The sequence below is a fragment of the Paenibacillus sp. P4_E11 genome, from assembly GCF_056401635.1.
Window position 1 is genome coordinate 1 of the sequence record NZ_JBFUIX010000688.1, and the last position, 617, is coordinate 617.

Annotated in this window: 1 protein-coding gene; it reads right to left on the minus strand. The window is 38.9% G+C overall.

Annotated elements, in window-relative coordinates; all coding sequences use genetic code 11:
- Nucleotides 1-392: DinB family protein (locus tag AC1DWB_RS36940; protein WP_477545998.1), on the minus strand; the 392-nt coding region annotated here is incomplete at its 3' end.
- Nucleotides 393-617 lie beyond the last annotated feature (225 nt).

Sequence of the window (617 nt, forward strand, 5' to 3'; positions counted from 1 at the left end):
ACTATATCTAGGTCAGCATCGGTTAATTGTGTACATGAATCTTTCAACATTTTTATTACACCTTCATATTTAGACATAAGTGTGTTCAAAGACTTCCCTTTTACCATCGGAAGCCTATTATTTGCATCGATCATGGGGCCATATTGCTCTTTTAAAGAATGAGGAAGTGGTTGTCCTTTCATTCTATAAACCCAATTAAGATCAACATACATGATATGTTTTATTAACTGAGCGGTACTATTAAAGTTGTTATTGGGCCCCTTGTAGTCTACTTCTTCTTGCGACATGCCATCAGTGATTAATTGTAATCGTTGGCTATTCTCTACCACAGCGGAATATAATATTCCCACAATAGGTGACATATTGGTTTCACCTTGTAAATCGTAAAGCATCCTGTCTCTTCCTCCCTCGCTTTTATTTAATATTCACATTTATATCTCCCCCACTTACGCTTCGCTAAGAAGTAGGGGTTTCTTACCATTACTTGCCGTAACTTTCTACAAGACAGCAGGTTGGCTACTATCTCTCGCTACACATGTAGCGGAAACCGAACAGCAAGCTATCGTAAGCAACACTTTTGCAAGTGGGTGGGAACTCACCATCTACTACTTCTAGCT